Source organism: Pseudomonas sp. B21-047 (assembly GCF_024748775.1).
GTDB lineage: Bacteria > Pseudomonadota > Gammaproteobacteria > Pseudomonadales > Pseudomonadaceae > Aquipseudomonas > Aquipseudomonas capeferrum.
In genome coordinates this window covers 1,926,357-1,952,035 of the sequence record NZ_CP087169.1, presented here as the reverse complement: position 1 = coordinate 1,952,035, position 25,679 = coordinate 1,926,357, and the positions used below count along the sequence as shown (strand labels likewise).

Annotated in this window: 26 protein-coding genes and 1 tRNA gene; 16 read left to right on the top strand and 11 right to left on the bottom strand. The window is 62.8% G+C overall.

From position 1 onward, the window contains the following. The first annotated feature begins 61 nt into the window (after nt 1-61). Nucleotides 62-1,891, top strand: coding sequence for an SLC13 family permease (locus LOY26_RS08945; RefSeq protein ID WP_186660121.1), 1,830 nt, complete (start codon nt 62-64; stop codon nt 1,889-1,891). 138 nt (nt 1,892-2,029) lie between these two features. Then, nucleotides 2,030-3,454, top strand: a complete 1,425-nt coding sequence (locus LOY26_RS08940) for a GGDEF domain-containing protein (RefSeq protein WP_047581866.1) — start codon at nt 2,030-2,032, stop codon at nt 3,452-3,454. 1 nt (nt 3,455) lies between these two features. Here the strand turns inward: LOY26_RS08940 and LOY26_RS08935 are convergent, their stop codons facing one another. Beyond that, entirely contained in the window at nt 3,456-4,217 is a 762-nt protein-coding gene (locus LOY26_RS08935; protein WP_258714609.1) for a TSUP family transporter, read from the bottom strand. A 98-nt stretch (nt 4,218-4,315) separates the two neighbouring features. On the opposite strand from LOY26_RS08935, the gene LOY26_RS08930 reads away from it, so the two are divergent. After that, a complete protein-coding gene (locus LOY26_RS08930; RefSeq protein WP_186660125.1) occupies nt 4,316-5,221 on the top strand; it encodes a LysR family transcriptional regulator in 906 nt (301 codons plus the stop codon). A gap of 132 nt (nt 5,222-5,353) precedes the next feature. Here the strand turns inward: LOY26_RS08930 and LOY26_RS08925 are convergent, their stop codons facing one another. Together LOY26_RS08925 and LOY26_RS08920 are read right to left on the bottom strand one after the other, a co-directional pair. Beyond that, nucleotides 5,354-5,548 (bottom strand): hypothetical protein, encoded by a 195-nt coding sequence (locus tag LOY26_RS08925; RefSeq protein ID WP_186660127.1) that lies wholly within the window; start codon nt 5,546-5,548, stop codon nt 5,354-5,356. Nucleotides 5,549-5,974: 426 nt separating this feature from the next. Next, a complete protein-coding gene (locus LOY26_RS08920) occupies nt 5,975-6,328 on the bottom strand; it encodes an SH3 domain-containing protein (RefSeq protein ID WP_186663850.1) in 354 nt (117 codons plus the stop codon). A 399-nt stretch (nt 6,329-6,727) separates the two neighbouring features. Between LOY26_RS08920 and LOY26_RS08915 the strand changes: the two genes are divergently transcribed. Further along, entirely contained in the window at nt 6,728-6,913 is a 186-nt protein-coding gene (locus LOY26_RS08915; protein WP_033696800.1) for a hypothetical protein, read from the top strand. Between the two features lie 208 nt (nt 6,914-7,121). After that, a complete protein-coding gene (locus tag LOY26_RS08910) occupies nt 7,122-7,301 on the top strand; it encodes a hypothetical protein (protein ID WP_033696799.1) in 180 nt (59 codons plus the stop codon). Between the two features lie 191 nt (nt 7,302-7,492). On the opposite strand, the gene LOY26_RS08905 is transcribed toward LOY26_RS08910, so the two are convergent. Next, nucleotides 7,493-7,580: transfer RNA gene (locus LOY26_RS08905), tRNA-Ser, on the bottom strand. Between the two features lie 133 nt (nt 7,581-7,713). Between LOY26_RS08905 and LOY26_RS08900 the strand changes: the two genes are divergently transcribed. The 8 genes from LOY26_RS08900 to LOY26_RS08865 all read left to right on the top strand — a co-directional run bounded on the left by LOY26_RS08900 (nt 7,714) and on the right by LOY26_RS08865 (nt 13,509). Next, nucleotides 7,714-8,385, top strand: coding sequence for a Bax inhibitor-1/YccA family protein (locus LOY26_RS08900; protein WP_033696755.1), 672 nt, complete (start codon nt 7,714-7,716; stop codon nt 8,383-8,385). A gap of 189 nt (nt 8,386-8,574) precedes the next feature. Continuing rightward, complete coding sequence (locus LOY26_RS08895; RefSeq protein ID WP_258714608.1) at nt 8,575-9,954, top strand: nucleobase:cation symporter-2 family protein; 1,380 nt, start codon at nt 8,575-8,577, stop codon at nt 9,952-9,954. A 117-nt stretch (nt 9,955-10,071) separates the two neighbouring features. After that, nucleotides 10,072-10,464 carry a sulfurtransferase complex subunit TusD gene (gene tusD / locus LOY26_RS08890; RefSeq protein ID WP_033696753.1) on the top strand — a complete coding sequence of 131 codons (393 nt, stop codon included), beginning with the start codon at nt 10,072-10,074 and terminating at the stop codon, nt 10,462-10,464. A gap of 1 nt (nt 10,465) precedes the next feature. Continuing rightward, nucleotides 10,466-10,825 (top strand): sulfurtransferase complex subunit TusC, encoded by a 360-nt coding sequence (gene tusC, locus LOY26_RS08885; protein WP_258714607.1) that lies wholly within the window; start codon nt 10,466-10,468, stop codon nt 10,823-10,825. Further along, nucleotides 10,825-11,121 carry a sulfurtransferase complex subunit TusB gene (gene tusB / locus LOY26_RS08880; protein WP_186660131.1) on the top strand — a complete coding sequence of 99 codons (297 nt, stop codon included), beginning with the start codon at nt 10,825-10,827 and terminating at the stop codon, nt 11,119-11,121. The genes tusC and tusB overlap by 1 nt, the downstream gene beginning before the upstream one ends. Then, complete coding sequence (locus tag LOY26_RS08875) at nt 11,118-11,453, top strand: TusE/DsrC/DsvC family sulfur relay protein (protein ID WP_186660134.1); 336 nt, start codon at nt 11,118-11,120, stop codon at nt 11,451-11,453. The genes tusB and LOY26_RS08875 overlap by 4 nt, the downstream gene beginning before the upstream one ends. Beyond that, a complete protein-coding gene (locus LOY26_RS08870) occupies nt 11,450-12,451 on the top strand; it encodes a glycosyl transferase family protein (RefSeq protein ID WP_186660136.1) in 1,002 nt (333 codons plus the stop codon). Before LOY26_RS08875 ends, LOY26_RS08870 begins: the two co-directional genes overlap by 4 nt. Nucleotides 12,452-12,546: 95 nt before the next feature. Next, nucleotides 12,547-13,509, top strand: a complete 963-nt coding sequence (locus LOY26_RS08865) for a glutathione S-transferase family protein (protein ID WP_186660138.1) — start codon at nt 12,547-12,549, stop codon at nt 13,507-13,509. 34 nt (nt 13,510-13,543) lie between these two features. On the opposite strand, the gene cysG is transcribed toward LOY26_RS08865, so the two are convergent. The 6 genes from cysG to LOY26_RS08835 all read right to left on the bottom strand — a co-directional run bounded on the left by cysG (nt 13,544) and on the right by LOY26_RS08835 (nt 21,109). Next, on the bottom strand, nt 13,544-14,935 hold the full coding sequence (cysG, locus tag LOY26_RS08860) for a siroheme synthase CysG (RefSeq protein WP_258714606.1): 1,392 nt from the start codon (nt 14,933-14,935) through the stop codon (nt 13,544-13,546). Continuing rightward, a complete protein-coding gene (gene serS / locus LOY26_RS08855) occupies nt 14,936-16,216 on the bottom strand; it encodes a serine--tRNA ligase (protein ID WP_033696744.1) in 1,281 nt (426 codons plus the stop codon). 30 nt (nt 16,217-16,246) lie between these two features. After that, on the bottom strand, nt 16,247-16,621 hold the full coding sequence (gene crcB, locus LOY26_RS08850; RefSeq protein WP_033696741.1) for a fluoride efflux transporter CrcB: 375 nt from the start codon (nt 16,619-16,621) through the stop codon (nt 16,247-16,249). Then, complete coding sequence (locus tag LOY26_RS08845; protein ID WP_033696740.1) at nt 16,618-17,943, bottom strand: replication-associated recombination protein A; 1,326 nt, start codon at nt 17,941-17,943, stop codon at nt 16,618-16,620. Before LOY26_RS08845 ends, crcB begins: the two co-directional genes overlap by 4 nt. A 12-nt stretch (nt 17,944-17,955) precedes the next feature. Beyond that, entirely contained in the window at nt 17,956-18,579 is a 624-nt protein-coding gene (gene lolA, locus LOY26_RS08840; protein ID WP_033696739.1) for an outer membrane lipoprotein chaperone LolA, read from the bottom strand. 61 nt (nt 18,580-18,640) lie between these two features. Next, entirely contained in the window at nt 18,641-21,109 is a 2,469-nt protein-coding gene (locus LOY26_RS08835) for a DNA translocase FtsK (protein WP_258714605.1), read from the bottom strand. A 361-nt stretch (nt 21,110-21,470) separates the two neighbouring features. Between LOY26_RS08835 and aat the strand changes: the two genes are divergently transcribed. From aat to infA, 3 genes are all read left to right on the top strand, one after another. Continuing rightward, entirely contained in the window at nt 21,471-22,151 is a 681-nt protein-coding gene (gene aat / locus LOY26_RS08830) for a leucyl/phenylalanyl-tRNA--protein transferase (RefSeq protein ID WP_047581837.1), read from the top strand. 57 nt (nt 22,152-22,208) lie between these two features. Then, the gene (locus tag LOY26_RS08825; RefSeq protein WP_033696734.1) at nt 22,209-22,916 is read left to right on the top strand and encodes an arginyltransferase; all 708 of its coding nucleotides are present in this window, start codon (nt 22,209-22,211) and stop codon (nt 22,914-22,916) included. Between the two features lie 102 nt (nt 22,917-23,018). Then, nucleotides 23,019-23,237 carry a translation initiation factor IF-1 gene (infA, locus tag LOY26_RS08820; RefSeq protein WP_002553999.1) on the top strand — a complete coding sequence of 73 codons (219 nt, stop codon included), beginning with the start codon at nt 23,019-23,021 and terminating at the stop codon, nt 23,235-23,237. Nucleotides 23,238-23,392: 155 nt separating this feature from the next. On the opposite strand, the gene clpA is transcribed toward infA, so the two are convergent. Beyond that, nucleotides 23,393-25,663 (bottom strand): ATP-dependent Clp protease ATP-binding subunit ClpA, encoded by a 2,271-nt coding sequence (clpA, locus tag LOY26_RS08815; RefSeq protein ID WP_186660157.1) that lies wholly within the window; start codon nt 25,661-25,663, stop codon nt 23,393-23,395. Between the last annotated feature and the right edge of the window lie 16 nt (nt 25,664-25,679).

The window sequence follows — 25,679 nt, the reverse complement described above, 5'->3', positions numbered from 1 at the left end:
AAGCTGGCACACTGGCTGCTACTGTCTACCGTGCCCCCGTGTGAAGGAACACCCCCTCCCCATGAACCAAGAGCTGCTCTGGGTCCTCGGCCTGCTGGCCATCGTCGTCGTCCTCTTCATCATCAACCGCCCGCGCATGGACGTGGTCGCGCTGATGGTGATTCTCGCCCTGCCGTTATCGGGCATCCTTACCGTGGAACAGGCCCTGGCCGGCTTCAGCGACCCCAATGTGGTGCTGATCGCTGCCCTGTTCGTGATCGGCGAAGGCCTGGTACGCACCGGCATCGCCTACCGCATTGGCGAGTGGATGAGCGAGCGGGCCGGCAACAGTGAAGCGCGCCTGCTGGTATTGCTGATGGTGGCGGTAGCGGGGTTGGGCTCGGTGATGAGTTCGACCGGGGTGGTGGCGATCTTCATACCGGTGGTGCTGAGCATCGCCGCGCGCCTCAAACTGTCACCCAGCCGCCTGATGATGCCCTTGAGCTTCGCCGGCCTGATCAGCGGCATGCTCAGCCTGGTGGCCACGCCCCCCAACGTGGTGGTGCACAGTGAACTGGTGCGCCATGGCGAGCAGGGCTTCAACTTCTTCAGCTTTACCCCGTTCGGCCTGGTGGTGCTTGTGCTGGGCATCGGCTACATGCTGCTGACACGCCACTGGCTCAATGGTGAAGTGCGCAAGGACGGCCGCGTGGAAACCCGCCGTACGCTGCTCGACCTGGTGCTGGACTACAAGCTCAACGGCCGCGAGCGGCGCCTGCGCATCCGCCCCCACTCGCCGCTGATCGGCCATACCCTGGGCGAGCTGGAGCTGCGCACCCGGCATGGCGCCAACGTGATCGGCATCGAACGCCAGCACAAGTTCACCACGCGGGTCATCGCGGCCGACTCCAACACCGTGCTGCACCAAGGTGACGTGCTGTTGCTCGACCTGTTCGCCAACCGCGACGACCTGCGCAGCCTGTGCCAGACCATGCAACTGGAACCCCTGCACTTCAAGGCGGCGTACTTCATCGACCAGTCCCAGGAGCTGGGCATGGCCGAAGTGTCGCTGCCTCCCGGCTCGCAGTTGGTCGGCAAGAGCATCCTCGAGCTGGCGTTCCGTAGCCGCTTCGGCCTCAACGTGGTGGGTTTGCGCCGTGAACAGGCCGCCATCGAAGAGCAACTGGTGGAAGAAAAGCTGCGCCTGGGCGATACGCTGCTGGTGGTCGGCCCCTGGAAAGCCGTGCGTCAACTGCAAAGCAACCCCCACGACTTTTTGGTGTTGAGCCTGCCTGCCGAAGTCGATCAGGTCGCCCCGGCCCGCAGGCGCGCACCTCAGGCCTTGCTGAGCCTGGCGGTGATGGTCGGCCTGATGGTCAGCGGCGCGGTGCCCAATGTCATCGCCGCCTTGATCGGCTGCCTGTTGATGGGCGCGGGCCGCTGCATCGACATGAACAGCGCTTACCGGGCCATCCATTGGCAGAGCCTGGTACTGATCGTCGGTATGCTGCCCTTCGCCCTGGCCCTGCAGAAAACCGGCGGTATCGACCTGGCAGTGACCGGCCTGGTCAGCTTGCTCGGCGACGCCGGGCCCAGGGCCATTCTGGCCTGTCTGTTTGCCGTGACCGCAGTGATCGGCCTATTCATCTCCAACACCGCCACCGCCGTGCTGATGGCACCGGTAGCAATCAGCACCGCCACGCAGTTGGGCATGTCGCCCTACCCGTTCGCCATGACTGTGGCCCTCGCCGCATCGGCAGCGTTCATGACGCCCGTCTCGTCACCCGTCAACACCCTGGTGCTCGGGCCTGGGCAGTACCGCTTCGGTGACTTCGTCAAAGTCGGCGTCCCTTTTACCTTGCTGGTGATGCTGGTCACCGTACTGATGGTGCCGTGGTTCTTCGGCTTGTGATGAAATCGACAGGGGGTGCAGGCAATTTGCCATTATCCAGCCGGATCGCGGCAGATTGACACCCACTGCCCTGTGGAAACACACTGATACGTAATTGCCCCAGGTGCTTCAAGGCGTTGTCCTGGATTTCGTTTCCGCTTGCCGGTCGAGTTCATGGTTTTTCCAGCCCAATCGCGCTTGTTGTCCTACGTCGCTCTGCTTTGCCTGACCTTTGCCTTGACCCTGGGCGGCATCCTGGCACGCCCGATCGAGTCCCTGTCGCTGTTCTGGCCAGTCAATGCGGTACTGGTCGGCGTGCTGTTGCGTTACCCCCGTCAGGCCAATGCCCTTGGTTTCACATTGGTGTGGCTGGCCATGGTGGCGGCCGACCTGCTGTGCGGCAGCGATTGGATGCCGGCCTTGTGGTTCAACCTGTGCAACCTCGGCATGGTGTTCAGCGTGTGGCAGTTGCTGGCACGCGTGCCGCGCCTGCACCGCCGCATGCGCAGTCCGCATGGCGTGCTCAGCGTGTTTGCCGCTTGCGCGGCCGGTGCCATGGTCGCGGCGAGCCTGGCCTCGGTCATGGCCGCCCCCTGGTTCGAGCAATCCCTGCAGGCCACCTGGCTGGCCTGGTTCAGCGAACAGTTCTCGACCGGCGTACTGGTGCTGCCAGTGCTGCTGACCGCCCCCTCGGTACGCGCCCTGATGCGCAGCGGCGCCCAGCCGGTACGTTTGCCGCCCCTGCTGGTGCTGCTTGCTTCGCTGGCCTTCAGCATTGCCTTTGGTGGGCCAGGCGCCATTGCCTTCCCCATTGCCGCACTGTTGTGGTGTGCCTGGACTTACCCGCCGTTTCTGGTCTCGCTGCTGACGCTCACCGCTGGCAGCACGCTGATCGTCGCGGTCGCACAAAACCTCATGCACTTCAGCGTGCCGCAAAGCGAACCGGGGGTCACTACGCTGATGTCGGCGCGCCTGGGCATCGCCATGCTGGTGCTCGGCCCGCTGGTGGTGGCCTGTGTCAGCCAGGCCAACCGCAGCCTGCTGGCGCGCCTGGCGCATCAGGCCACCATCGATCACCTGACCGGTGTACTGACCCGCAGCGCGTTCACCCGCCGTGCCAACGCCCTGCTCGACAGCCGCCAGCAACACGGCCCGGCACTGCCGCTGACCTTGATGATGCTGGACATCGACCATTTCAAAGCGATCAATGACGCGCATGGCCACGCGGTCGGTGACAAAGTGCTGCGCCAGTTCGCCCGTACCCTGCAAGACCAGTTGCACGAAGGGCAGCTGTTCGCGCGCATGGGCGGCGAAGAGTTTGTCGTGGTCCTCCCGGGCCTTGCACCGGAGCGTGCCAAATTCACCGCCGAACGCCTGCGCCGGGCGGTGCAGGACCTGCATGTGGTGCAGGCCGACCATCGCCTGCAGATTACCGTGAGCATCGGCCTGGACGGCTGCGCCGCGGAGACCCCGGCACCGAGCCTGGACGAACTGCTGGCGCGCGCCGACCAGGCGCTGTACCGGGCCAAGGCCCATGGCCGCAACCGTGTCGAACAGGCCGAGGCACAGCGCCAGGTGGTCTGACTCACCCGACCAGCAAGTCCCAGGACAGCTTGGCGATCAGTACGCACAGCAAAATCAGGAACAGCCCGCGCACGAACCCTGCCCCCTTGCGCACCGCCAGCCAGGTGCCGGTCAAAGCGCCGAGAATGTTGCATGCCGCCATCGGCAAGGCGATGGCGTACAACACGTTGCCCGACGGCACGAAGAACACCAGCGCCGCCAGGTTGGTCGCGATGTTCACCACCTTGGCCGAAGCCGAGGCATGCAGGAAGTCCAGGGCGAAGAAGCGAATGAACAGGAAGATCAGGAAGCTGCCGGTGCCTGGCCCGAACAGCCCATCGTAGAAACCGATCGCGCCGCCGATCAGCACCGCCAGGCACTGCTCCTTGCGACCGATCTGCGTGGGCTTGTGCAAGGTGCCGAAGTCCTTCTTGCAGAAGGTGTAGATCGCCATCAGGACGATCATCACCAGCACTGCCGGGCGCATCACGCTGGGCGGCACCAGCGATACTGTGGCGGCGCCGACGAACGACATGAGGAAGGCACTGAGCGCTGCGGGCACAATCAGCCCCCAGTCCAGCGTGACCTTGCGAATGAACGAGCGCGCTGCAAAGGCCGTACCACACACCGAGGCCAGCTTGTTGGTGCCCAGCAAGGCCGCCGGTTGCGCGGTGGGCAGCACGTTGAACAACGCCGGAATCTGAATCAGCCCACCACCGCCCACGGCGGCGTCGATCAAACCGGCGGCAAAGGCGAATACAGAAAGTACGGCGATATCCATCATGATGCAGCTCCAGGCAGTGAGTCAGGCTGCAAGGCTAATCAAAGTGCCGCCCTTGTGTTGAAATGCCACATTGCGAAAACTGCAACGAGGGCTAGGCAATGGCATTGGACATGCTGCGGGAGATTCAGGCGTTCGTCAGTGTGGCGCACAAGCGCAGCTTCGTTGCCGCAGCGCGCGCCCTGGGCCGCTCACCCAGTGCAGTGACGCGTGCGGTGCAAACCCTGGAAGACAATGCCGGCAGCAAACTGCTCAACCGCAACGCCAATGCCGTGACCCTCACCGAAGCCGGCGAGCGCTTGTTGCCCCATGCCGAACGCTTGCTGGATGCGCAACGTGATGCAGCCGATGAGCTGGCCGCGCTCAGCGGCAGTACGCAAGGCTGGATCCGTTTTGCCGTGCCGCAATTGCTCGCTGAACATGTGCTGCCACGGGTACTTGCCGCGTTTTCCCAACGCCATCCACAAGTGACCCTGGACGTGCAGTACAGCGATGCCGCCCTGGACCCACTGCTGGACAAATTCGACTTCGTGGTGCGCGGTGCCTTTCCGCAATCCAGCGAGCTGATCGGCTATCCGCTGTGGAGCTACCGCCGCCATCTCTATGCAAGCCCAGGTTACCTGGCCATGGCGGGCAACCCGCAACACCCCGATCAGTTGGAAGACCACGCACTGATTCTGCATACCGCCCCGCGCATACTCAAAGCCTGGCACTTCTGCCGTGATGGCCAGATCACCAGCCTGCGCCCGACGCCACGGCTTCGCCTGGATTCGGGCGAAGCCGTATACCACAGCGCCTTGGCAGGGGGCGGTATCGCGCGCCTGGCAGCCTGGGTTGGCGAAGCCCAGGTTGAAGCCGGGCGCCTGGTGCGGGTGTGCCCGCAATACCACTTGACTTCAAGCACAGGCCAGGACCCGCAAATGCACGCGGTCTACCCCGCTGGCGAGTTGCCCGCACGGGTGCGTGAGCTGTTGCAGGCCCTGCGCCGCGCCGGCCTGTCGGCCTGACCCAAGCCCCCGAAAAGGACTGTTCAAATTCTGCTCAATTTAACAGAGCCCGCTTCCGGCTTGGCTTACAGCATTTTATCCACAGACCTACCCACGTTTTTTGTGGACAGATTTCCCAGCGCAAAGAACGACTTATCGCACATGCAGCAACGCCGAATTGGCCAGCTTGACCAGTTTGATCCATTCGGGGGTGCTGATCACTCCCGACTGTTCCAGCACGCCGGCACTGCGTAGCGCCTCATCGTAGCCCTCCTCGTCGAGGGCGCCTTCAGCGAGAAAACGGCAACGCCACTCCAGCATGGCTGAAGTGCCTTTCTTGCATTCCATGTATGTTCGACTCCAAGGCAAAAGACCGGCCCGTCCATGCGGGCCGTATGGCGGCGGCGGGAGACTACACGAGCCATTTACACTTGAGAATGACTTGCAGCTACCGCTGGTCCAGCGATGGCGATCGGGCGGGATTGGCGAAGGGCGCGCACGTGCGGGCCCATCTGGCGAATCAGACGGGCCGCAGAGGGGGAAGTGTGGTGAATGTCAGCTTGGCGGGATGGTGCCTAAAAGACCTATCAGAATGGTCAGGAGCAGAAAACCACCCAGGAACAGCGTCAGCTTGCCCATCGGAACCTCTACAGTGTGATGCGGGGATGGGCATATTGTCTTACTTGGCCTGATACGGTTACAGATTCAGGTTTGCAGAAAAAAAGCAGATCAGATGCACCGCAGGTGCGCTACATTTCGTCGAAACAAGTTGAATCAACTCAGTTGCTTGAGCTTCTCTGCTGGCAACCAGCCCAGCTCGCCATCGCCTTGGCGCCGGCACCATATCCAACCATTGAGCGGGCGAAGTATCTGCACCAACTGCCCCGGGTCGGCGTCCAGTTCATGGGCCGAGTAGTCATCAAGCGCCCTGCCCCGCCCCACGCTGATCGGCTCGATGAGCTGGGCCGGCACCCAGCCCGGTTCCTGGCCGGTGCACGAGCACAGGTACCAGTCCTGCCAACCCGGCTCCCCCTCATAACGCGGGCCGATATCCAGCAGCGTGCCCTTGACGAAACGAAGCGGGTGCGGGTATTCGCTGCGGTGGGGCTCGATCACGATGTAATGCATACGCCTCTCCTTGGCCAGGGAAATCAGAGATCGTAGCAGATGCTATCTGATATGCATTTGCTAAAGCCGTGGCCCATTAACCTCGCCAGCGGCCCGCTTCAGGGCCTGTAATTGCTACACAAGATTTCGAAGCTCACGGCGCGCCTGCTACAGATCACTGTAACTGATGACGCTATCGAACTCGCTTCAATACCCGTCAATCCGCGGTATTGAGCGCCATCTGAAACACACTTCTTGAAATGGACAGATTCAAGATTTGTAGGATTTTGTCCTGTGGTTCGTAGGACAACTCTAGGCAGCAGCGTGGTCCTGTATGAAACATCAGTTTCATCGGCAAAATCGAGCTGATACGGTCCAGTTTTCCTACAACGGCACGGACGCCTACCGCATGAGAAAAGCATGGACCCGTTCGACTCCTCAGCCCTGAAACTACAGAAAAACCTGCTGACACTGCGCCGGGCGCGTGACCGCCTCAGGCAGGAAGGCAATGACAAGGAAGCGGATCAGCTTGCGCAACAGATCGCGCGAATCGAGGCGGTGTTGAGCAATATGCAAGGTACGATCAGACCGCCAACATTGCAGTGAGCCCAAGCATTTTCGTGTACGGCGGGTGCGCGCCCTTCACGAACATTGCTGAAGGGCGCGTCGGTCACGCCTGCGCCTGCCCCGTAGGCTCTCGGTAACTGGCACAAAAGTAACCCTGCGAAAGGTTCAGCCAGGCAAAGATGACCAAGCCTCACGACGCGAATTGTGTACCCTGTACGCCTTATGCCATTCGCCGCTGGAAGCGCCCATGAATAAATTGATCCTACCTGCCGCCATCTTCTTTAGCGTGCTCATCGCCGGCAAGCTAGCCGAGCACTTCGGGCTTGAGGGCAGCTGGAAAATCGGCTTGCTCTGCCTCGTGGCAGCGGCCGTGCAGATCGCGGTTTCGCGTTTGCAGCGCATGCAGCAGCAAAAAGCCCAACGCTGACTCGCCTTCTGCCTCCGCCTTCGCAGGGGCAGCTTTCGCTGCACTTGATGATAGGTCGAGGCGCAAGCTTGTGCAGGGGGCGACTTGGCGCCGGGCGCAGGTTGCAGATCGAGAAGCAAAGAAGGTTCCCAAGGGCAGTTTCTGCATGCCTCAGAAACGCAAAAAGCCCTGAATAATCAGGGCTTTGAATATGGCGGAAGCGTAGAGATTCGAACTCTAGGATAGTTGCCCATCGACGGTTTTCAAGACCGTTGCCTTAAACCACTCGGCCACGCTTCCAGCTCGTTTTGCGGCCGCCATAATACCGTAATGAAACACGCTGTCAAACTCTCTATGTCGCCGGTTGCAGGAGCTCTGATAGACTCCTAGCATCTGAACGTCTGAAACCACAGGTTTACCAAGGAGTGTCGCCATGCGCGAACAGGATTACGCCGTACACCACGGCCAGCAGGTCGAGCAGCAGGAGATCAGCAAGGTCCTGCGCAACACGTACAGCCTGCTGGCACTCACCCTCGCCTTCAGCGGTGTCATGGCCTTCGTCGCCCAGCAGATGCGCGTCGGCTACCCGAATATTTTCGTGGTGCTGATCGGCTTTTACGGGCTGTTCTTCCTCACCAACAAACTGCGTGATTCGGCCTGGGGCATCGTGTCCACCTTTGCCCTCACCGGCTTCATGGGCTTCATCCTCGGCCCTATCCTCAACCGCTACCTGGGTATGGCCGGTGGCGCTGAAGTGGTCAGCTCGGCCTTCGCCATGACCGCGCTGGTGTTCGGTGGTCTGTCGGCCTACGTGCTGATCACCCGCAAGGACATGAGTTTCCTCAGCGGCTTCATCACCGCAGGCTTCTTCGTGCTGCTGGGTGCAGTGGTTGCCAGCTTCTTCTTCCAGATCAGCGGCCTGCAACTGGCGATCAGCGCTGGCTTCGTGCTGTTCTCGTCGGTCTGCATCCTGTTCCAGACCAGCGCGATCATCCATGGCGGTGAGCGTAACTACATCATGGCGACCATCAGCCTATATGTATCGATCTACAACCTGTTCGTCAGCCTGCTGCAGCTGTTCGGCATCATGGGCCGCGACGACTGATTGCGATTGGTCGAATGCAGTAAAAGGAAAGCCCGCTTCGGCGGGCTTTTTCATGAGCAGAGATTGACCTAAAAGTCAGCTTATTGAGTGAATAGCCACCGATCATGCTGCCATCGTGCTTGCCACTACCCCTGACGCGCCTCAGCCCGTAGAATGCGCTCCTTTTTTCTCCCAGGGCAGCTTTGTGCAATGAGCTCACAAGAACACAGCCCAGGCGCATCGGCGCCTGCCAATGAACTGGTGCTTGGCCTTGAGGACAAGCCGCGGCTGCTGATCGGCCTGCTGGCGGCGCTGCAGCATCTGCTGGCGATCATCGTACCAATCGTCACGCCGGGCCTGCTGATCTGCCAGGCGCTTGGCGTCTCGGCACGTGACACCAACCTGATCGTGTCGATGTCGCTGGTGATCTCCGGTATCGCCACCTTCGTCCAGTGCAAGCGCTTCGGGCCGTTCGGTGCGGGGCTGCTGATTGTCCAAGGCACCAGCTTCAACTTCGTCGGGCCGCTGATTGCCGGTGGCGCGTTGATGGTCAAGCAAGGCACGCCGGTTGAAGGCGTGATGGCAGCCATCTTCGGCGTGGTGATTGCGGGCTCCTTCGTGGAAATGGGCGTGTCGCGCATCCTGCCGTTCGTCAAACGCCTGATCACCCCGCTGGTGACCGGCATCGTCGTGCTGATGATCGGCCTGACCCTGATCAAGGTCGGCCTGATCAGCATGGGCGGCGGCTTTGGCGCGATGGCCAATGGCACTTTCGCCAATGGCGAGAACCTGCTGCTGTCGGGTGTGGTGCTGGCGATCATCGTCATCCTCAACCGCATCCCGGTGGTCTGGATGCGCAGCTGCGCCATCGTCATCGCCCTGGCGGTCGGTTATGCACTGGCCGGCTACCTGGGCCGCCTGGACTTCACCGGCATGCACGAGGCCGCGCTGTTCCAGGTGCCAACACCTTTGCACTTTGGCTTGAGCTTCTCGTGGGCGCTGTTCATTCCGATGCTGGTGATCTACCTGGTGACGTCGCTGGAAGCCATCGGTGACGTCACGGCTACCAGCAAGGTCTCGCGCCAGCCAGTCGAAGGCCCGGTGTGGATGCAACGGATCAAGGGCGGGGTGCTGGTCAACGGCGCCAACTCGCTGCTGGCTGGCCTGTTCAACACCTTCCCCAGCTCGATCTTTGCCCAGAACAACGGCGTCATTCAGCTGACCGGCATCGCCAGCCGTCACATCGGCATCTGGATCGCTGTCATGCTGGTGCTGCTGGGCTTGTTCCCATCGGTTGCCGGGGTGATCCAGGCGGTACCGGAGCCGGTGCTCGGTGGTGCGGCCATGGTCATGTTCGGCGCGGTAGCGGCCTCGGGCATCAACATTCTGGCCAGCACTCAGCTGGACCGCCGCGCCCTGCTGATCATCGCGGTATCGCTGGCGCTGGGCCTGGGTGTGGCTCAGGTGCCAGAGTTTCTGGCCCACATGCCAGCGGCGATCCGCAATGTGCTGGAGTCCGGCGTCGCTACCGGCGGTATCTGCGCCTTGGTACTGAACTGGTTCCTGCCAGAGAGTAAAGAGCGCGCCTGATCATTCGGCGCCTCAGCTGAAAAGCCCACCCCTTTGCGCAAGGCCACAAGGCCGTTGCATAAGCGGGGATGGGCTTTTTTGCTTTATCATGGCGGCATTCCCTTGCATGAGTTGTCCATGAAATTCGCTATCGCGGTATTTTCCCCGGCCCATGCGCCCTCCTCGCGCCGCGCGCTGCGCTTTGCCGAGGCGGTGCTGGCCGGCGGGCATGAGATTGCCCGGCTGTTCTTCTACCAGGACGGGGTACACAGTGCCTCGGCCAATGTGGTCACCCCTCAGGATGAGCTGGATGTCGCCGCCCAATGGCGCACCTTCATCGACAGCCACCAACTGGACGCTGTAGTGTGCATTGCCGCCGCCCTGCGCCGTGGCGTGCTCGACGAAGCCGAGGCCAGCCGCTATCAACGCCCGGCCGCGAACCTGCCCAAGCCCTGGGAGCTGTCGGGGCTCGGCCAACTGCACGAGGCGGCGCAGAGTGCCGATCGCCTGATCTGCTTCGGAGGCGATTGAAATGGCCAAGTCCTTGTTGATCATCAGCCGCCAGGCCCCCTGGAACGGCCCATCGGCCCGCGAAGCGCTGGACATCGCATTGGCCGGGGGCGCGTTCGACCTGCCGCTGGGCATGCTGTTCCTCGATGACGGTGTGTTCCAGCTTGCCCCAGGCCAGCAGCCCACCGCCCTGCAACAGAAAAACCTTGGCGCCAACCTGCAGGCCTTGCCGATGTTCGGCGTAGAAGCACTGTTCGCCTGCAGCCACAGCTTGCGCCAGCGCGGCCTGGCAGCCGACACCCTGAAACTGCCCGTACAAGTGCTGGACGACGCGGCCCTGGCTGCATTGATCGCCCGTTTCGACCAGGTGGTAACGCTCTGATGACGACCCTGCATGTAATTGCCCATTCGCCCTTTGGCGACAACCGGCTGGCCAGCTGCCTGCGCCTGCTAGGTGCCGACGATGCACTGCTGCTGTGTGGCGATGCGGTCTATGCACTGCACACCGGCAGCGAACCACAGCGCCTGTTGCAGGGCGCAAACCTCAGCCAGCGCCTGTTCGCCCTCGACGAAGACCTACAAGCCCGCGCAGTTGCCAACCACCTGGCCACGCCCGTGGACTACGCCGCATTCGTCCAGCTGTCACTGCATTACGACAAGGTCAACAGCTGGTTATGAGTACCCTCAATGTTGGTGATCAGGCGATTGCCTTGGACAAAGACGGTTTTCTGGTCGACCTGCAAGACTGGTCCCCTGCCGTTGCCAATGCCCTCGCCGCACGCGAAGGTATCCCGTTGACCGAGGACCACTGGGCAATCCTCGAACTGCTGCGCCAGTTCTACCAGGAATTCCAGCTCTCCCCGGCCACACGCCCACTGATCAAGTACACCGCCCTCAAGCTGGGGCCCGAAAAGGGCAACAGCGCGCACCTGAACCGCCTGTTCAACGGCACTCCCGCCAAACTTGCCGCCAAGCTGGCGGGCCTGCCCAAGCCGACCAACTGCATATGATCGAACCACGCCCGCTCACCCTGCAAACCCCCGCCGAACACCCGTTCGCCGAATTCGTGCGCATACTTGGCAAAGGCAAGCGCGGCGCGCGCGGCCTGACCCGCGAGGAAGCCCATACAGCAATGACCTTGCTGCTGGAGGACAAGGTCGAAGACGCTCAACTGGGTGCCTTCCTGATGCTGCTACGCCACAAGGAAGAAAGCGCCGAGGAACTGGCCGGCTTCACCGAGGCCCTGCGCGCGCACCTGCAGGCCCCGCATATTGCCGTGGACCTGGACTGGCCCACCTATGCCGGCAAGAAACGTCACCTGCCCTGGTACCTGCTGGCCGCCAAGTGCCTGGCCAACAACGGCGTGCGTATCCTGATGCATGGTGGCGGTGCCCATACCGCCGGGCGCATGTACACCGAACAACTGCTTGCACTGCTGCACATCCCACTGTGCCGTGACTGGTCCACAGTCGGTACCGCGCTCGACCAGCAGCGCCTGGCGTTCTTCCCGCTACAAGACTGGGCGCCGCAGCTGCAACGCATGATTGATCTGCGCAACACCCTGGGCCTGCGCTCGCCGATTCATTCGCTGGCACGGGTACTCAACCCGCTGGGCGCACGCTGCGGCCTGCAGAGCATCTTCCACCCGGGCTACCAGGCGGTGCACCGCGAAGCCAGCCGCCTGCTCGGCGACCACGCCGTGGTGATCAAGGGCGACGGCGGCGAAATCGAAGTCAACCCCGACGTCATCAGCCACCTCTACGGCACCAGCGCTGGCGAGGCCTGGGATGAAGAGTGGCCAGCCCTGAGCGAACGGCGTCACGTCAAACCGCCTAGCCTGCAACCGCAGCAGCTGCTTGCCGTGTGGCAAGGTGATGCCGAGGACAGTTACGGCGAAATGGCGGTGGTCGCCACTATGGCTTTGGCCCTGCGCGGCCTTGGCCAGCATCGTGAAGACGCCTTCGCCACCGCGCGCCGTTACTGGAGCGAACGCAACACATCGATTTAATCGATCAAAGACCCCGAGTCTTTGCGCTATTTGTTCGAACGATTTTCCCTAGACTGGGCTCCAACGACAAACAACTTTGTTCCGAGGAGCTCAGCATGGGCCTTTTGATCGACGGCCGCTGGCACGACCAGTGGTATGAAACAGGCAAAGACGGCGCCTTCAAACGCGAAAACGCCCAGCGCCGCAACTCCCTGCCCGCGCCTGAAGCCGGCCGCTATCACCTGTACGTCTCGCTGGCTTGCCCATGGGCCCACCGCACCCTGATCGTGCGTGCGCTCAAGGGCCTGGAGCCGCTTATCGATGTGTCGGTGGTGAGCTGGCTGATGCAAGAAAACGGCTGGACCTTCGACCAGCAGCAGGGCTCCAGCGGCGATCACCTCGACGGCCTCGAGTTCCTGCACCAACGCTATACGCAAGATGATCCGCATTACACTGGGCGTGTCACCGTGCCGGTGCTCTGGGACAAGAAAGAGAAGCGCATCGTCAATAACGAATCGTCCGAGATCATCCGCATCTTCAACAGTGCCTTCGACGAGTTGACCGGCAATCGCCTGGACCTGTACCCAGAGCCGTTGCGCCCAACGATCGACGCACTGAACGAGCGGATCTACCCGGCGGTGAACAATGGCGTATACCGCGCAGGTTTCGCCACGACGCAGGACGCGTACGAAGCGGCATTCGACGAGGTGTTCAATGAGCTGGCTCATCTGGAAGCGCTGCTGAGCCGCCAGCGGTACCTGGCCGGTGAGTACCTGACCGAGGCCGATGTGCGCCTGTTCACCACGCTGGTGCGCTTCGACGCGGTGTATCACGGGCACTTCAAGTGCAACCTGCGGCGCCTGGCCGATTACCCGAACCTGTCAAACTGGCTGCGCGAGCTATACCAGTGGCCAGGGGTGGCGCAGACGGTGGATATGGAGCACATCCAGAAGCACTATTACATGAGCCACAAGACCATCAACCCGAATGGGATCGTGCCCAAGGGGCCGCTGCAGGACTTTGGCCTGGCGCATGATCGGGAGCGTTTGGCGGGGCGTGGGATATGGCTTAATAGCTGATAACGCCGGGGCCGCAAAGCGGCCCCGTTCGATTTCAGCTTTGTTGCGCCCCTTCAAACCAAGCCAGCTTCTCACGCAACTGCACCACTTCCCCGACAATCACCAGGGTCGGCGCATGCACTTCATGCTGGGCGACCAGGCTCGGCAAATCCGCCAGGGTACCGGTGAACACCCGCTGATTACGCGTCGTCCCCTGCTGCACCAGCGCCGCAGGTGTGCTGGCCGCACGCCCATGACGAATCAGCTCGGCGCAAATGGTCGGCAAGCCCACCAGCCCCATGTAGAACACCAGGGTCTGGTTCGGCGCCACCAGGTCATTCCAAGGCAGGTTACTGGTCCCGTCCTTCAGGTGCCCGGTCACGAAGCGCACCGACTGCGCATAATCGCGATGGGTCAGCGGGATGCCGCCATAGGCAGAGCAACCACTGGCCGCAGTAATACCCGGTACCACCTGGAACGGGATGCCCTGCTCGGCCAGTTCCTCGATCTCCTCGCCACCCCGCCCAAAGATGAACGGATCGCCACCCTTGAGCCGCAGCACACGCTTGCCCTGCTTGGCCAGGTCGACCAGTAGACGGTTGATCTGGTCCTGCGGCACGGCATGCTCGGCGCGACGCTTGCCCACGTAGATACGCTCGGCATCACGCCGGCACATCTCGATGATGGCCGGGGCCACCAGGCGGTCGTACAGCACCACATCGGCCTGCTGCATCAGGCGCAAGGCACGGAAGGTCAGCAAGTCCGGATCGCCCGGCCCCGCGCCCACCAGATACACCTCACCGCCCTGCTGCACCGGCGCACCATCGACCATCGCCTGCAACAAGCGCTCGGCCTCGGCGCCCTGCCCGGCCAGCTGGCGCTCGGCAACCGGGCCCTGGAATACGTTTTCCCAGAAACCGCGACGCTGGTTGACGTCCGGGTACAGGCGTTTGACCTGGTGCCGGAAACGCGCGGCCAACCCGGCCAGTTCGCCGTACGCCGAAGGGATCCACGCCTCCAGCTTGGCGCGAATCAAGCGCGCCAAGACCGGCGCATCACCGCCACTGGAGACAGCCACCACCAACGGCGAGCGGTCGACGATGGCCGGGAAGATCACCGTGCACAGGGCCGGCGCATCCACCACATTGACCGGCAGGTTGAGCGACTGGGCATCGGCCGACACCTGAGCGTTGAGCCCAGGGTCGTCGGTGGCCGCGATCACCAGCCGGCAACCGACCAGGTCGGACGCCTGATAACCGCGCACCAGCACCTCACCGCCACCTTCCCGGGCCAATGCAGCCAATTGGCCATCAACCTCGGGCGCCACCACGCGCAGCGCGGCGCCGGCATCAGCCAGCAGGCGCGCCTTGCGCAAGGCAATTTCACCGCCACCGACAACCAGTACCCGGCCGCCCTGCAGCTTGTGGAACAGTGGCAGGTAATCCATTTAGCGGATGACCTCGACGCCACCCATATACGGCTTGAGCACCTCAGGCACACGGATCGAACCGTCGGCCTGCTGATAGTTCTCAAGGACCGCCACCAGGGTGCGGCCTACCGCCAGGCCAGAGCCATTGAGGGTGTGCACCAGCTCTGGCTTGCCGGTTTCCGGGTTGCGCCAGCGGGCTTGCATGCGACGGGCCTGGAAGTCACCGCAGTTGGAGCAGGAGCTGATCTCGCGGTACTTGTCCTGGCTTGGCACCCACACTTCCAGGTCGTAGGTCTTCACCGCACCAAAGCCCATGTCGCCGGTGCACAGCGCCAGTACGCGGTACGGCAGCTCCAGCAGTTGCAGCACACGCTCGGCGTTGCCTGTCAGGCCTTCCAGGGCTTCCATCGACTTGGACGGCTCGACCACTTGCACCATCTCGACCTTGTCGAACTGGTGCTGGCGGATCATGCCGCGAGTATCACGGCCCGAAGCGCCGGCTTCACTGCGGAAGCACGGGGTGTGGGCGACCAGCTTGAGCGGCAGTTGCTTGGCATCGAGGATTTCACCCGCGACCAGGTTGGTCAGCGAAACCTCGGCCGTCGGGATCAGGTAGAAGTCGGCTTCGCCTTCACGGGTGATCTTGAACAGGTCTTCCTCGAACTTGGGCAACTGGCCGGTACCCTGCAGGGCCGGTGCCTGTACCAGGTACGGGGTGTAGTGTTCTTCGTAGCCGTGCTCGCCGGTGTGCAGGTTGATCATGAACTGCGCCAGGGCGCGGTGCAGGCGGGCGATCGGGCCACGCAGCACGGCAAAGCGTGCGCCAGACAGCTTGGCAGCGGCTTCGAAGTCCAGGCCACCGCTGACCTCGCCCAGGGCGACGTGGTCCTTGATTTCGAAGTCGAACGCTGTCGGCGTGCCCCAACGGCGCACTTCGACGTTGTCGTCTTCGCTGGCGCCGACCGGCACGCTGGCGTCCGGCAGGTTGGGGATGGTCAGCAGGATGGCGTCCAGTTCAGCCTGGATGCCGTCCAGTTCGACCTTGCCGGCTGCCAGCTCATTGGCCATGCGCTCGACATCGGCCATCAGCGGCGCGATGTCCTCGCCTTTTGCCTTGGCCTGGCCGATGGACTTGGAGCGGGCGTTACGCTCGGCCTGCAGCTGCTCGGTGCGGGTCTGCACCGCCTTGCGGCGCTCTTCCAGTGATTCGATGCGCGCGACATCCAGGCTGAAGCCACGGGAGGCCAGGCGATCCGCCACTTCCTGAAGTTGGCCGCGTAACAGTTTGGAATCGAGCATATCGTTCTCTCGTTATATGTAAGTGTTGGTTCAGAATCGGGTCAGGGACAGGCCGGCCCAGGTCGCGAGCAGCCCGCCCACCACGCTGATACCGGTATAGCCCAAAGCCAGGGGCATCTGCCCGCTTTCCATGAGGCGTACGGTATCGAGCGAAAAAGAGGAAAACGTCGTCAAGCCGCCAAGAAAGCCGACCATCAGGCCGGCGCGCAGCTCGGCCGGCACCATCGGCTTGTGCAAGAACAGGCCGTAGAGCAGGCCGATCAGCAGGCAGCCGATCAGGTTGACCGCCAGCGTACCGAGATAGAAGTGCCGTGGCCAGTGGGCAACCACCCAGTTCGCGGTGGCAAAGCGCAGCAACGTGCCGGCGACACCGCCCGCACTGACGGCGGCGATCAGTGCAATCACGGTTTTCTCCGTTGTCGGGGGCTGCTGCGATCCAGCTCGGCCAGGTGCCGAAGCTTCTCGCCGATCTTCAGCTCCAGGCCACGGGGGACGGGCTGATAGTACTGGCGGGGTTCAAGCTGGTCGGGGAAGTAATCTTCACCCGCCGCGTAGGCATCGGGCTCGTCATGGGCGTAGCGGTACTCATCGCCATAGCCCAGTTGCTTCATCAATTTGGTCGGGGCGTTGCGCAGGTGCAGCGGCACCTCCAGCGAGCCGTGCTCGGCGGCCTCGCGCAGGGCGGTCTTGAAGCCCATGTACACCGCGTTGCTCTTCGGCGCGCAGGCGATATAGGTGATGGCCTGGGCGACTGCCAGCTCACCCTCGGGACTGCCCAGGCGCTCTTGCACGTCCCAGGCCGAAAGGCACAGGCTCAAGGCGCGAGGGTCGGCGTTGCCGATGTCTTCGCTGGCCATGCGCACCACGCGACGGGCGATGTACAGCGGGTCGCAGCCACCATCGAGCATGCGCGCGAACCAGTACAAGGCCGCATCGGGGTTGGAGCCGCGCACCGACTTGTGCAGCGCCGAGATCTGGTCATAGAACGCCTCGCCCCCTTTATCGAAACGGCGGCGGCTGTCGCCGAGCAGGCTTTGCAGCAGCTCGACAGCAATTTCGCTGCCATCTTCAGCCAGGTCCGAGGCATTTTCGAGAAAATTGAGCATGCGCCGGCCATCGCCGTCGGCGGCAGCCATGAGCATCTTGAAGGCCTCGTCGCCAACCCGCAGGTTGTGCTGGCCCAGGCCGCGCTCCTCGCTGAGGGCCCGGTCGACCAACTTACGCAGGGCCGGCTCGTCCAGGCTCTTGAGCACGTACACCCGCGCCCGCGAGAGCAAGGCATTGTTCAGCTCAAAGGAGGGGTTTTCGGTGGTGGCGCCGATGAAGATCAGCGTGCCGTCTTCCACATAGGGCAGAAAAGCGTCCTGCTGGGACTTGTTGAAGCGGTGCACTTCGTCGACGAACAGGATGGTCCGACGGCCATACTGGGCCGCCTGCTGCTTGGCCACCTCGACCGCCTGGCGAATTTCCTTGACCCCCGCCAGCACCGCCGAGACGGTTTCGAAGTGGGCATCACAGAACTGCGCCAGCAACCGCGCCAGGGTGGTCTTGCCGACCCCGGGCGGGCCCCAGAAGATCATTGAGTGCAAAGCCCCCTGCTCCAGCGCCTCGCGCAGCGGCTTGCCGCGCGCCAGCAGGTGCTCCTGGCCGACGTACTCGTCCAGGTTGGACGGGCGCAGGCGAGCAGCCAGGGGCTGGGCGACGGGTTCGCTTCGAAACAGGTCCATCACGGGCTCCGCTTACTCCTGGATGATGTCCGCGCCTTTCGGGACATCGAACTTGAACTTGCTGTCCGGCACCGCCTGGTTGGCCTTCACCCCGGTGAACAGGATGTTGGTGCGCTGGCCGACGCTGTCGATCAGTTGCATGTCATTGATCAGGCCCTTGCGGAACGAAACACGCAACGAGTCGAACAGGGTGTCCTTGGTTTTCGGCTTCAAGGTGAAGTCCATCACTTCGCCCTGCTCCTTGGAGTCGATATCGAAGCTCTGGCTGATCTTCGACACGTCACCGGACAGCAACAGCGCCGGGGTCTGGTTCAGGCGCACATCGAGCTTCTTGATGGTGGCCTGTTCCAGGTCCGGGTCCCACAGGGTGACCATCTTGCCATCGGACACCACTACCTGCTCCTGCGGGGCATCGGTATGCCAGTAGAACAGGCCCGGGCGCTTGACGGTCATCTGCCCGGCAGTTTCCTGCAGGCTGGTGCCGTCGGCACCCAACGTCAGTTGAGAGAACTTGGCATCGATGGTTTGCGACTTTTCCAGCAACTGGGTCAGGCGCTTTACGTCCAGCTCGCCGGCGTGGGCCGACACAGAGCCCATGGCCAGGGCAGAAACCAACAGCATGCGAATCGCGCGCATGGAAATCCTCGTAGGGCAGTCTATGAACCAGGCGCCCTCGAGGCGCCCGGCAATGTGTTCATCAATCGCGCGGGCCGCCTGGGGCAATCACTTCCCGCGAGCCGTTGCTGTTCATGGGGGTGACCACGCCGGCCATCTCCATCGCCTCGATCATGCGTGCGGCGCGGTTGTAACCGATCTTCAGCTTGCGCTGCACCGCCGAAATGGAGGCTCGACGGCTTTCTAGCACGAATTGCACCGCCTCATCATACAGCGCATCGCTTTCCGAATCGTCGCCGTCACCGCCACCACCACCGCCTTCGAAGCCGCTGCCGGCCTCTTCGACGCCGTTGAGGATGTCGTCGTTGTAGTCCGGCGCGCCACGTAGCTTCCAGGCCTCCACCGTGCGGTGCACTTCGTCGTCGGAAACGAACGCGCCATGCACACGAATCGGCAGGCTGGTGCCCGGCGGCATGTACAGCATGTCACCGTGGCCAAGCAACTGCTCGGCACCGCCTTGGTCGATGATGGTGCGCGAGTCGATCTTGCTCGACACCTGGAACGCCATGCGGGTCGGGATGTTGGCCTTGATCAGGCCAGTGATCACGTCAACCGACGGACGCTGGGTGGCAAGGATCAGGTGAATACCGGCGGCCCGCGCCTTCTGGGCGATACGGGCGATCAGCTCTTCGACCTTCTTGCCGACGATCATCATCATGTCGGCAAACTCGTCCACCACTACCACGATGGTCGGCAGGGTCTTCAGTGCTGGCGGCTCGTCGTCCATGCTCTCGCGGCGGTACAGCGGGTCGTGAATGACCTCGCCGGCTTCCTGGGCATCCTTGATCTTGCGGTTGAAGCCGGCCAGGTTACGCACCCCCATGGCGGCCATCAGTTTGTAGCGCCGCTCCATCTCGGCCACGCTCCAGCGCAGCGCGTTGGCGGCATCCTTCATGTCGGTGACCACCGGGCACAGCAGGTGCGGGATGCCTTCGTAGATCGACAGTTCGAGCATCTTCGGGTCGATCATGATCAGCCGCGCGTCTTCGGGCCCGGACTTGAACAGGATCGACAGGATCATCGCGTTCACACCCACCGACTTACCGGAACCGGTGGTACCGGCGACCAGCAGGTGCGGCATCTTGGCCAGGTCGGTGATGACCGGCTTGCCGCCGATGTCATGGCCCAGGGCCAGTGCGACCGGGGATTTGGATTCATCGAACAGCGGCGACGACAGCACTTCGGAGAAGCGCACCATCTGCCGGTTTTCGTTGGGGATCTCGATACCCACAGTGGTTTTGCCCGGGATCACCTCGACCACCCGTACGCTGGTCACTGCCAGTGAGCGCGCCAGGTCCTTGGCCAGGTTGGCGATACGGCTGACCTTTACCCCGGCCGCTGGCTGGATCTCGTAACGGGTAATGACCGGGCCTGGGTGGATGGAGTCCACCGAGACTTCCACGCCGAATTCCTTGAGCTTGATTTCCAGCAACTGGCCGACGCCGGCCAGGGACTCCGGCGAGTACTCGATCTTCTTCTGCTCGGCCGGGTCGAGGATGGAAATGGACGGCAACGTGCCTTCCACGGCGCTGTCGACGAACAGCGGCGCTTGCTTCTCCTTCATCACACGCTTGCTCGGTTCCGGCGCCTTGGCCGGCGCGGTCGGGACGATTACCGGGGCCGCAGGTTGCTCGCGGGGCACCACGGCCTCACGCGCCACCACGGGTTCACGCGGCGCAGCAGGCGGCGTGGCTACAGGCCGGGCGGGCACATCGTCACGCTCGACGCTGCGCTCGCGCAGCGGTGGCTTGGCCGGGTCGCGCTTCTGGGCGGCCATTGCCACCGCGCCGAAGTCAGGTTCATCGACCTCGCGCAACTGGGCCTCCAGGCGCTTGCGCTCGTTGCGGGCTTCCCACCAGCGGTTGGCGGCGCCTTGCACCAGTTCGAACAGGTCGAGGGTGATCTTGCCGGTAAGGTCCATCACCTTGAACCAGGACAGGTCGGTGAACACCGTCAGGCCAAACAGGAACAGGGCAATGAACATCAGCGTGCTGCCCTGCACGTTCAGCAGGTTGCGCGCCAGCTCGCCCAGGCTTTCGCCCAGGGCGCCCCCGGCAGAGAACGGTATGCTCGCCGGCGGGTGGAAATGGATATGCGCCAGGGCCGCGCCCGACAGCACCAGGAACACCAGCCCGATGAGCCGCCAGGAGAACAGCCAGCCGCTCCATTCCCAGGCCTGGTGGCGTTCGCGGAAGATCTGCAAGGTCTTGATCGCCAGCAGCAGCGGGAAGATGTAGGCGAAATAGCCCAGCACCATGAACAGGATGTCGGCGAAGTAGGCCCCTGCTCGCCCGGCGGCGTTCTGCACCTGGTCGACGTTGCTGGTGTGGCTGAAGCCAGGGTCGGACGTGTCGTAGGTCAGCAGCGCCATCCACAGGTACAGGCACATGGCGCCGACGGCGATCAACGCACCTTCCTTCAGGCGATAGTGCAGCTGCTGCCGCCACAGGGGCACTGGCAAGGGAGCTGGAGTTGCGGTGGATTTCTTCAAAACGCGTCTATTCCTGCGCGTGCTGCGCGTCCAATAGTGATCGGCCAATGCATGGCCAATGAACCACTACTTTTAACATTACTGCCCGTCAGCCGCCATGACGGCGCGCCGCACATGGGCTTGAGGGGGCTACTTTCACTTAGCTGCAATTTGAGCATGCATTTTCTTTTGTGACAAAGGCTTATGCTGTGTTTTTGCACAGGTATGACAGCAAATGTCCCGGATGGTGCCTGTGGCCTCATGAATGTGTAGGAAATTACCTAAACGGTTGCTCGTACCTTGGCGAATGAGCGACAGCGATTGACCCTGCTTTTCAGCCGCGCCATGCTGGCCGCTCCCCTCCCCCACCGCACAATAGACCATGCTCACCTGGCTGACCCGCGACTCGCTGACCTTCCCGCCCCTGGAAAAGGCCCTGCATGAACCCAACGGCCTGCTCGCCGCCGGCGGCGACCTGAGCCCCGAACGCCTGGTGCAGGCCTACCGCCATGGCTGCTTCCCTTGGTACCAGGAGGGCCAGCCGATCCTCTGGTGGTCACCCAACCCCCGCACGGTGCTGTTGCCAGATGAGCTGCACGTCTCGCGCTCGCTGGCCAAATTCATCCGCCAGGGCCACTACCAGGTCACCTTCGACACCGACTTCGCCGCCGTGATCGCCGCCTGCGCCGCACCCCGCGACTATGCCGACGGCACCTGGATCACCGACACCATGCGCGCCGCCTACTGCGAGCTGCACCGTCGCGGCCACGCCCATTCAGTGGAAGTGCGCCAGGACGGCGAGCTGGTCGGCGGCCTGTATGGCCTGGCCATGGGCCGCCTGTTCTTCGGCGAGTCGATGTTCAGCCGCGCCGACAATGCCTCCAAGGTCGGCTTCGTCACGCTGGTCACGCACCTGCGCCAGGCCGGTTTTGTCCTGATCGACTGCCAGATGCCGACCAACCACCTGCACAGCCTTGGCGCCCGCGCCATCAGCCGCGCCGAGTTTGCCGGGTACCTCGCGCGTTACCTTGACCAGCCCAACAGCGCCACCTGGGTTCCCTAGGCGAGTTCCCAGAGCTGGCTTACACTTAAAGGCAAAGTCTCACCGAAGGGGTTGATCATGACAGAGTTGGCGCGGTTGAAGTTCTATGCCACTCAGCCCCACTCCTGCAGCTACCTGCCCGAGGAGCAGGCCACCACGCTGTTTCTCGACCCCAGCCAGCCGATGGACGTGAACGTCTATGCCGACCTGTCTGAAATGGGTTTTCGGCGCAGCGGCGACCACCTTTACCGCCCCCACTGCCAAAACTGCAATGCCTGCGTGCCGGCGCGCATTCCGACGGCGCGCTTCATCCCCAACCGCCAGCAGCGCCGCATCCTCAAGCGCAACGCCGACCTGACCGTGACCGCGGCACGCCCGGCATTCAAGGAAGAGTACTTCGACCTGTACCGGCGCTACATCGAGACCCGTCACGCCGACGGCGACATGTACCCGCCCAGCCGCGACCAGTTCTCCACCTTCCTGGTGCGCGACCTGCCGTTCTGCTGGTTCTACGAGTTCCGCCTGGCGGGGCGCCTGCTGGCGGTGGCGGTGTGCGACCTGCTGCCTAACGGCCTGTCGGCGGTGTACACCTTCTACGAGCCCGATGAAGAGCGCCGCAGCCTGGGCCGTTTCGCCATCCTCTGGCAGATCACCGAAGCCCTGCGCCAGAATCTTGAGGCGGTTTACCTCGGCTACTGGATCAAGAACTGCAAGAAGATGAACTACAAGACGCAGTATCGACCCATCGAGCTGCTGATCAACCAGCGCTGGGTCACCCTCAACTGAAAGCATTGGCTTGAAACACTATTTTCCGGCATAATCCACGCCACTTTTTTGCCCGGTGCGGTTATGCGTCGGGCCAACACTGGACACCGAGGGCTCAACTGCATGTCGAAAGAAGACAGCTTCGAAATGGAAGGTACTGTCGTCGACACCCTGCCCAACACCATGTTCCGCGTGGAGTTGGAAAACGGGCACGTCGTAACCGCGCACATCTCCGGAAAGATGCGCAAGAACTACATTCGTATTCTCACTGGCGACAAGGTCCGCGTCGAACTGACACCTTACGACCTGAGCAAAGGCCGCATCACTTACCGTGCGCGCTAAGCCCAAGCCATGAAAAAGCCCGGCCATGTGCCGGGCTTTTTTTGGGGTTGAAGAACTGGGAGGGCTTTGCCCTCCTTTCGCGACGCAAGGCCGCTCCTACAGGATCGCGGTAACCTGCAGGTACGGTGAGAAAGGGCCGCATAGCGGCCCCACTGTCACGCCACCTCAGCCGTGGTCTCGAAGTCGAACACCAGCTCGCCATCGCGCAGGTCGACGTGCACCACGCCACCATGCTCGGCCAGCTCGCCAAACAGGATCTCCTCGGCCAGTGGCCGTTTGATCTTGTCCTGGATCAGCCGCGCCATTGGCCGCGCGCCCATCTGCACATCGTAGCCCGAGGCCGCCAGCCAGCCGCGGGCGTCATCACTGACTTCCAGCAGCACACGCTTGTCTTCCAGCTGGGCCTGCAGCTCGATGAGGAACTTGTCGACGATGCTCTTGATCGTCTCGTGGCTCAGGCGGCCAAACTGGATGATGGTGTCCAGACGGTTGCGGAACTCCGGCGTGAAGCTCTTGCGGATGACTTCCATGGCATCGGACGCATGGTCCTGATGGGTAAACCCGATCGAAGCCCGCGCCGCGGTTTCAGCCCCGGCGTTGGTGGTCATGATCAGGATCACGTTACGGAAGTCCGCCTTGCGCCCGTTGTTGTCGGTCAGCGTGCCGTGGTCCATCACCTGCAGCAGCAGGTTGAAGACTTCCGGGTGGGCCTTCTCGATTTCGTCCAGCAGCAGGACGCAATGCGGCTGCTTGGTGATTGCCTCGGTCAACAGGCCACCCTGGTCGAACCCGACATAACCGGGCGGGGCACCGATCAGGCGCGAAACGGTATGCCGCTCCATGTACTCGGACATGTCGAAGCGCACCAGCTCTACGCCCAGCGCCTTGGCCAGCTGCCGCGCCGCTTCGGTCTTGCCGACACCGGTAGGCCCGGCGAACAGGAACGAGCCGACCGGCTTGTCAGGCGCCTTGAGCCCGGCACGGGACAGCTTGATCGCGGTCGACAGCGAGTCGATGGCAGGGTCCTGCCCGAACACGGTCAGCTTCAGGTCACGCTCCAGGTTACGCAACAGTTCCTTGTCGGAGCTGCTGACATGCTTCGGCGGAATCCGTGCAATCTTGGCGACGATGTCTTCAACTTGCGGCACGTCGATGCGTTTGACCCGGTTCGCCTCTGGCTGCAGGCGCTGGTAGGCACCCGCCTCGTCGATCACGTCGATGGCCTTGTCCGGCATGTGCCGGTCATTGATGTAGCGCGAGGCCAGCTCGGCGGCGGCGCGCAGGGCTTCGTCGCTGTACTCGATGTTGTGATGGCTCTCGAACCGGCCCTTGAGCCCGCGCAGGATGCCCACGGTGTCCTCCACCGAAGGCTCGCTGACATCGACCTTCTGGAAGCGTCGCGCCAGGGCACGGTCCTTCTCGAAGATGCCGCGAAACTCTTGGAAGGTAGTCGAGCCAATGCAGCGAATGTCGCCAGACGACAGCAGCGGCTTGAGCAGGTTGGATGCATCCATGACCCCACCAGACGCCGCACCGGCACCGATGATGGTGTGGATCTCATCGATGAACAGGATCGCCTGCGGGCGCTTGCGCAGCTCGCCGAGCAGCGCCTTGAAACGCTTCTCGAAGTCGCCACGGTACTTGGTGCCGGCCAGCAGCGCACCCAGGTCGAGGGAGTACACCACGCTCTGGGCCAGCAGGTCAGGCACCTGACCGTCGACGATACGCTTGGCCAGGCCTTCGGCAATGGCAGTTTTGCCCACCCCGGCCTCACCCACCAGCAGCGGGTTGTTCTTGCGCCGACGCGCCAGAATCTGCGCGACGCGCTCGACCTCCTGCTCGCGCCCGACCAGCGGGTCGATGCGCCCGGCGCGGGCCAGCTCGTTCAGGTTGCTGGCGTAAGCATCCAGCGGGTTGCTCGACGATGACGCTTCGCCACCGTCCTCGTCCTGCATTTCCTGGTCGCCTTCAGTGTTCGGGCCATGGCCCGGCACCTTGGAAATGCCATGGGCGATGTAGTTGACCACGTCGATCCGGGCCACGCTCTGCTGCTTGAGCAGGAACACGGCCTGGCTTTCCTGTTCGCTGAAGATCGCCACCAGCACGTTGGCGCCGGTCACTTCGCGCTTGCCGGAGCTTTGCACATGGAACACGGCACGCTGCAGCACACGCTGGAAGCCCAGGGTTGGCTGGGTCTCGCGGTCTTCATCGTTGACCGGAATCAGGGGCGTGGTGGAATCGATGAACTCTTGCAGGTCGTGCTTGAGTTTGTCGAGATTGGCGCCACAGGCGCGCAGAACGGTCGCGGCAGCCTCGTTGTCAAGGAGTGCCAGCAGCAGATGTTCGACGGTCATGAATTCATGACGTTTCGAACGAGCCTCCTTGAAGGCCAGATTGAGGGTGACTTCGAGCTCGCGGTTTAACATAGCTTCACCTCATACC